Source organism: Novosphingobium sp. GW835-FHT14H07, assembly GCF_058793515.1.
Genome location: NZ_JBXAFX010000075.1, coordinates 1 through 1,945, shown reverse-complemented (window position 1 = coordinate 1,945; position 1,945 = coordinate 1). Strand labels below are relative to the sequence as shown.

1 protein-coding gene and 1 pseudogene are annotated in these 1,945 nt (G+C 56.7%); one reads left to right on the top strand and one right to left on the bottom strand.

All coding sequences use genetic code 11. From position 1 onward, the window contains the following. Positions 1 to 155: 155 nt before the first annotated feature. A complete protein-coding gene (locus AC1Q5P_RS21850; protein ID WP_081097192.1) occupies positions 156 to 422 on the bottom strand; it encodes a WGR domain-containing protein in 267 nt (88 codons plus the stop codon). 645 nt (positions 423 to 1,067) lie between these two features. Between AC1Q5P_RS21850 and AC1Q5P_RS21845 the strand changes: the two are divergent. After that, positions 1,068 to 1,883 (top strand): annotated as a pseudogene (locus AC1Q5P_RS21845) (replication initiation protein); the annotation flags it as partial. Positions 1,884 to 1,945 lie beyond the last annotated feature (62 nt).

Genomic DNA, 1,945 nt, shown 5'->3' with positions numbered 1-1,945 from the left:
GTCACCTGCGCGCGATCAAATCGGAACGCTGCGCGGCATCAGATCGGAATACATGCGCGCCATCGTCGGAATCCGCAGGTCGGAGTGCTGTTAGGGTCATGAGCTGCACTCCCCCCTCCCCCCTTCCCTCCCTTGCAGATGCGCGTGCAAGGCAGTCATTCGACCTCTTGGTAACCTACTCCTATTCGTTTGAAGGCGCTTTTGCGTCTTTCACGGACTTGCCGGGCGATGATTTCGGCTTGTGCCCTGTCAGGAAAACTCAGGGTTACCCCCTGCCCTTTTGAGCCGATCCTCCCCCAGCGACGTTCAATCGTCGTCCAACCGAACAGGTCGGTTTGGATCCAGAGGTGGTAGGCACGGGCAACATTGCGTGATGGGTCGATGGCCTGCCAATGCCAAGACTGGCTAATGGGTGTTCTCATGCTGGCTTGGTGACAGGGATATCGGCTGTGGGTCCAACCGGAAATTTGAATCACTACACCCGCTGTGATTCACGGAAGCGATTGTATCGAGGGCGCTGGCCCTTCTCCCTTAGAAACATCATTATAAAAACGCCGCTGCTTGCAGCGGAAGGATTCTTGATTCTAGAGATTCAGATTCGAGGCCAATTTTTGGTGTGAATCCATCACTTTAAGCCGATCTTCCTGACCAGATGGGGGTATTAGGCTGACCAGATGGGGGCTGAACCCTGACCGAGCGGGGGCATTCACCTGACCTGCTGGGGCCATCCTGACCGCGTGGGGGACGGACCTTCAGCGCGCTGCTTAGTGGCCTAACTTCGCCCGCAAACATCAAAATTGCCCCCTAATCAGCGCTCTGTCCGTAAGCTTGCCGACTCGCGGAATCTCCTAGGATTTTGCCTCCCGTTCACAGACCTTCATTCCTGACCTCTTGGGGGCTCCCAAAGGAATCCCATCCTGACCTGACTTGACGAACGAGGTCAGGTCAGGCAGCAATCAATCCTTCGAAGAATCAAGCTCTGATCGCACTATGGCATGGAAACTGATGACAGCCCAATAGTAGAAGCTTCCGAGGAGAAGCCTGAAGAGGGTTCCCCCGGACGTGCGATGCGCGTTGCTGCTGCATTGAAGGCAAAGGGTGGCGACGAGTTCGCCAAACCGGGCAACATCATTGAGATCAAATTCGTCAAAGGTGAGTCGCTTAGTCTGACGGCATCGCGGCTGTTGGCGCTCATGATCCTGACCGCAGGTGGAGACGCATGGGAAGATCGTCCTCATCGCATTCGCAAAGCCGATATACGCCGAGGCCACAAGGGTAACGAGCGGATCAGCGACATGCTTCAGGAGCTCCATCGCACCCTGTTTGCTGTGGATGATAAATCGTGGCGCGGAAAGAAGGCGACTCTCCTGTTCTCCCTGATCTCTCGGTCTAAAGAGGAAACCGACGAGGATGGCGGAGAGACGGGTTGGATCGAATGGGAGTTCACGCCCGATGCGCGCAAGCTGATCCAGGCTTCTGAGACCTATGCCGTGCTTAACCGGCAAGCGGTCTTGGGCTTCCGCTCAAATTATGCGCTCAAGCTTTACGAGCTTGGAGCCCTTCGCCTCCATCGCCGCCAAGCAACCTGGCGAGGAGATATGCAGGCACTGCGTGCAGCGCTCGGGATCCCGCCTGATGTCTACACGGACTTCGCTCAGCTTCGGCGCAAGGTGCTTGAGAAGGCAAAGTCTGAAATTGACCAGCTCGCTCACTTCCGTGTCGAATGGCGTGAAATTCGGCAGGGGCGTACGGTCACCGAGCTTGAGTTCCGGTTTGAACCGAAGGGCGCCCCGGAGGTCTTGGAAACGGTAGATGAACTCGACCGGCATTCGGCGGGACGGCAGGCGAGGCGGACCGGTTCCGTCGAGACGGCTCTGTTGCAAAAATCGTGAAGCTTGAGCATGCTTGGCGGAGATTGGACGGACGGAACGATGACGGATTTCAA

Excerpts from the sequence above, each read along its gene's own strand:
- AC1Q5P_RS21850 (WP_081097192.1), bottom strand. The coding sequence starts at position 422 with ATGAGAACACCCATTAGCCAGTCTTGGCATTGGCAGGCCATCGACCCA.